General features: G+C 56.5%; 4 protein-coding genes and 1 pseudogene. 1 reads left to right on the top strand and 4 read right to left on the bottom strand.

Annotated elements, in window-relative coordinates:
- The 3 genes and pseudogenes from AC1DH9_RS22055 to AC1DH9_RS22045 all read right to left on the bottom strand — a co-directional run.
- Positions 1-297: pseudogene (locus AC1DH9_RS22055) on the bottom strand (glucosyltransferase domain-containing protein); the annotation flags it as partial.
- Entirely contained in the window at positions 294-1,232 is a 939-nt protein-coding gene (locus AC1DH9_RS22050; RefSeq protein WP_427541157.1) for a glycosyltransferase family 2 protein, read from the bottom strand. The gene AC1DH9_RS22050 and the pseudogene AC1DH9_RS22055, both read right to left, overlap by 4 nt.
- Positions 1,229-1,732, bottom strand: a complete 504-nt coding sequence (locus AC1DH9_RS22045; RefSeq protein ID WP_477808775.1) for a GtrA family protein — start codon at positions 1,730-1,732, stop codon at positions 1,229-1,231. The genes AC1DH9_RS22050 and AC1DH9_RS22045 overlap by 4 nt, the downstream gene beginning before the upstream one ends.
- 171 nt (positions 1,733-1,903) lie before the next feature.
- On the opposite strand from AC1DH9_RS22045, the gene AC1DH9_RS22040 reads away from it, so the two are divergent.
- Positions 1,904-3,028 (top strand): OpgC family protein, encoded by a 1,125-nt coding sequence (locus tag AC1DH9_RS22040; RefSeq protein ID WP_427541163.1) that lies wholly within the window; start codon positions 1,904-1,906, stop codon positions 3,026-3,028.
- A gap of 55 nt (positions 3,029-3,083) precedes the next feature.
- Here AC1DH9_RS22040 and AC1DH9_RS22035 read toward each other — a convergent pair whose 3' ends face one another.
- Positions 3,084-4,502: an amino acid permease gene (locus AC1DH9_RS22035; protein ID WP_427541166.1), complete on the bottom strand. Its 1,419-nt coding sequence runs from the start codon at positions 4,500-4,502 to the stop codon at positions 3,084-3,086.
- Between the last annotated feature and the right edge of the window lie 536 nt (positions 4,503-5,038).

Below are 5,038 nucleotides of genomic sequence, written 5' to 3'. Positions count from 1 at the left end.
GTAATGCATCGTCAGTTTCGTCAAGGCAAATGCCATGGCAAGCGTGGCGATCAGCAAGGGTAAGGGGAACATATCGGGCGCGCCCGAGGTGAAGCTCAAGGTGTTGTAAAACAGTTCGACCAGTAACCGTCCCTGCCCCACCCAGCCAGTACCGGCCGCCAAGGACCGCCAGTTATCATCTATATAGTAATAATCGACCAGTATCAGAGGGAGTACATAAACAAGAGTGGCGAGTAAAAAAAACACGAACACTTCACGACTGGGCAACTCCCTACTCAATACACTTGCCACCTTCATTTCGGCGCTCCTTTGCCGCCTACAATATCTTTCACCACATACCTCGGCCGATGTTTCGACTCAATATAGATTCGCCCCACATACTCACCCAATATGCCAATTCCGATCAGTTGAACACCCCCCAGGAATAAAATCGCGGTCATCAACGAAGGGTATCCCGGAACATTATTGCCGAAGAAAATCTTGTCCAGCACCATGTAAATGGCATAGATAATTGCAAACAGGGAAATCGCGCTACCGACATACGTCCACAACTGCAAGGGCACTGTACTGAAAGACGTAATCCCTTCCAGCGCCAGATTCCAGAGTTTCCAAACATTGAACTTGGTGGTACCCGCCACACGCTCGGCCCGTTCGTATTCGACAACTGCGGTATTGAACCCCGCCCATGAGAGGATGCCCTTCATGAATAACCGATGTTCCGGGAGCGTGCGAATTACATTCACGACCTTGCGGTCCATTAACCGGAAATCACCGACGTTCTCTTCTATCCGGGTATAAGCAATCCGGTTCAACAGGTGATAGAACAGTGCCGCGCTGTGCCGCTTCATATAACTGTCGGCGGTGCGATCGTGGCGCTTGGCAAGTACCACATCAGCCCCGTTCTGCCACTCCCGGATCAACAAGGGGATCACACTGATCGGGTCCTGCAAGTCGACATCCATTGGTATCACCGCATCGCCGGTGGCGTACTCCAACCCGGCAAATAACGCGGGCTCCTTGCCAAAATTGCGCGAAAAATTGATGACCAGCACATGCTCGTCAGCCAACGCGATGGCTTTGGCCTGTGCTGCTGTCTGGTCGGAACTGCCGTCATTGATGAACACAATCTCGACGTCACAATCAGCAATCGACAGTTCCTGACGAACCGCCTGATAAAACAGGTTAATCGCCTGTTCTTCATTGAAGACGGGAACAATCAGCGAGATCTTCACTGCTCACGCCCCCGAAAGATGAAATATTTCGAGTAAAAAAAACCGCAGACCAGGCTGATACTCGAAAAGACCACTAACGTCATCAACCCCGGCAGCCGTAACTGATCCGCCACATACCCCACGCCATAACTCAACACCCCCATGAGCCCGACAAACAACACGTACCGTAGAACACTGGTTCTTTGTTTGAAGGTGTATCGCGCATTGGCATAAAAGGAAAATGAAACGGCCAGACAAAAGCTCACGAAGTTACTGGGTGCCTGACGAAATCCCATGACTGTGTGCAGAACAAAAAACGCCGACCAGTGGATCAACGTATTAAGCAGGCCAACCGACACGAATCTGGGGAAACCGTGAAATGCGGCTCTCATGTCCATTACGTTTGTTTCCAGTCTGAACACCTGCCCAGTTGAAAGCTTGGCACCCTTGGTCCGCTTGTCTATTTTCCAGTCAACAAATAGACCAGTGGCTAAAAATGCTGTTCTAGCGACGCGCTTCAACGTTCAGAGATACGCCCCCAACCCGCTCCGTTCGCCGCTGAGACATCCGGTAATATCCGGCCTTTGCAATTGCCGCCAAATCGCGCCACCCTGCGCGCCGCCGATGTGCGGCGCACAGTCTTTTGCCCCGCGGACCACCCTTTACTCACATCTGTTCAAGAGCCCGTTGTCATGACCCAAGGACGCGACCTTCGTATCGATTTCTTTCGCGGACTGGCACTGATCTTCATTTTCTGGGATCACGTGCCACACAACCCCCTTGCCCATTTCACGGTGCGCAATTTCGGTTTCAGCGATGCGGCGGAAATCTTCGTGTTTCTGGCGGGCTACGCGGCGGTGCTGGCCTACGGCAAGATTGCCCGACGCGATGGTTTGCTGATTGCGACGGTGAAAATCCTGCGCCGCGCCTGGTTGCTGTACGTGGTGCATATCTTTCTGCTGGCAGTGCTGATGGGCATCGTGTTCTTTGCCAACAGCCATGTGGAAACCCGTGACCTGGTGCGGGAAATGGGCCTGCAATACTTCCTCAGCAACCCGCAACAGGCCTTGGTCGATGAGTTGCTGCTGCGCTTCAAACCCAACCTGATGGACCCGTTGCCGTTGTACATTCTGCTGTTGCTCGGGCTGCCGCTGGTGTTGCCGATGTTGCTGCGCAAGGCCGAGTACGTAGTCGGGTTGTCGGTGGTGCTGTACATGCTGGCGCCGTGGTTTCAATGGAACCTGGCGGCCACCGAGGGTGGCGTGTGGTTCTTCAATCCGATGGCCTGGCAGTTGCTGTTTATCCTCGGTGGCGCAGCGGCGATTCACGGTCAACGCCCCGCTTTGCCGGACGCCCGCACCTTGCCACATCAACCACTGTTTGTTGCGGCAGCGACCTATCTGCTGATCACCGGGCTGATCGCAGTGTCGTGGAAATGGCCGACGGTGCATGACGCGCTCATGCCCCGGATGCTGGGCGAATGGCTGTACCCGATCAACAAGACCAACCTGTCACCGGCGCGGCTGCTGCACTTTCTGGCACTGGCTTACGTGATCGCCAAACTCTTGCCCAACAGTGGCTGGACGCAGAACTGGCTGGCGCGGCAAAGCTGCCGCATGGGCCGTTACTCGCTGGAAGTGTTTTGTCTGGGTGTGCTGCTGGCGCCGCTGGCGGACATGCTCAACTCGCTGGCCGGGGATGCGCTGGTCATGCAGGTTTTCAGCGCCCTGCTGGGGGCGGGATTGATGGCCGTACTGGCCGCATGGCTGGATTGGAACAAACGGCTGAACCGACCGGCGCAAGTAGTAGCCGCCTGAAACCAAAAAGCCACGGTCACTCGACCGGGGCTTTCGCTTTTACAGCATCAGACGATTACGAAGCCGTGCGCACCGCACCTTGCGGGGCACCGGTCGGTTGCAACTTGAACACATAAAACAGCACCGTCAGCAGCACCAGGAACGCAGGCCCCACGTACAGTGCGACGCGGGTGTCCGGGAAGTAGGCCATCAGGCCAACCACCAACACCAGGAACGCCAGCGCCAGGTAGGAGCTCACCGGGTACAGCCACATGCGGTACTTGAGACCGGCACGTTCAGCCGGGCTCAGGCCTTTGCGGAATTTGAGCTGCGCCAGCAGGATCATCACCCACGTCCAGATCGCACCGAAAGTCGCGATGGCGGTGACCCAGACAAAGACTTTTTCCGGCACCAGGTAGTTGAGCAACACGCCCAGCAGCAGCGCGCCGATCGACAGCAACAAGGCGCGACGCGGCACGCCGTTCGAGGTCTTGGCGAAAGCGGCCGGGGCCTGGCCGTTCTGCGCCAGGCTATAAAGCATGCGCCCGGTGCTGAAGATACCGCCGTTGCAGGACGACAGCGCGGCAGTAATCACCACGAAATTGATGATGCCGGCAGCGGTCTTGATGCCCAGACGCTCGAAGGTCATCACAAACGGACTGCCCTGAGTGCCGATTTCGTTCCAGGGGTAGATCGACAGAATCACGAACAGCGCGCCGACGTAGAACAGCAGGATGCGCCAGAACACCGAGCCGATGGCATTCGGAATAGTCTTCTGCGGGTTCTTCGCTTCACCGGCCGTCAAGCCGATCATCTCGACCCCCAGGTAGGCGAACATCACCATTTGCAGGGACATCAATACGCCCTGCACGCCATTGGGCATGAAACCGCCATGGCTCCACAGGTTGGAAATCCCCAGCGCAACGCCGTCGTTGCCAAAACCGAAGGCGATCACACCGACACCGCCGACCACCATCGCAATGATGGTGACGATCTTGATCAGGGCGAACCAGAACTCGAACTCACCGAAGGCCTTGACCGCGATCAGGTTGATCGAGCCCATGCTCACCAGTGCCGCCAGTGCCCAGATCCAGCGCGGCACATCGGGGAACCAGATGCCCATGTACACCGCCACCGCGGTAATTTCCGCGACGCAGGTCACCAGCCACAGGAACCAGTAGTTCCAGCCCGTGAGGAAACCCGCCAACGGGCCGAGATAATCTTGTGCGTAACGACTGAACGAGCCCGCGACCGGGTTGTGCACCGCCATTTCGCCAAGGGCGCGCATGATCACCAGGATCGCCAGACCACCGATGATGTAAGACAGCATGATTGCCGGGCCGGCCATTTCGATGGCCTTGGCTGAACCGAGGAACAGACCGACACCGATACAGGCGCCGAGCGCCATCAAGCGAATATGCCGTTCGCCGAGTTCGCGTTTGAGCGGGCCGCCCTGAGCGGTCTCGCCGTGGGGCTGGTGATTGCCAACGGGCATAGGGGTAAACCTCGTCTTGTTATTGGATATAGCCACCGAGTGTCGAAGTACAGACCGATAAGCCTGGACTTCCTGAAACCGGATCCACCTCATGGGTAGATCCGTCTTGTAGGACAAAACCTGCAAGATCAGCGGGGCGTGCAGTATAAAAAGCTCAACGTAGGGCTTTTCACTATATAAACGACAAGATTCAGCGGGAATTCTCGGCAAAATCCGCATTTGCGGAGGGGCATTACCTGGGATTCTTCCGTGAACTCGCCAGCAAAACGGCACCGAGTATTGCACAGCAATGGTGCAGCGTCATGCCCCTACCTAGGCCGTATTTACCCGCTTGATGGCTCTAGCCCAATACTCTCGGACAACCACCAGCCTCCGTGGCGAAGGAGCTTGCTCGTTCGTTGCGCATCACAATGTTGAAATACGGATGAAGGTTATTCCCGTAGCAGCTGCCGAGCCTGCGAGGCTGCGTTAGAGGCGGGCCGCGTTCGGACGAAGTCCTCGCAAATCCTGGGAACACGGTTTTCCCGAAAGAACGC

The sequence above is a fragment of the Pseudomonas sp. 05T35 genome, assembly GCF_056396605.1.
Note: the sequence above shows the minus strand (reverse complement) of the source record. Positions and strands in the feature narration are given on the sequence as shown.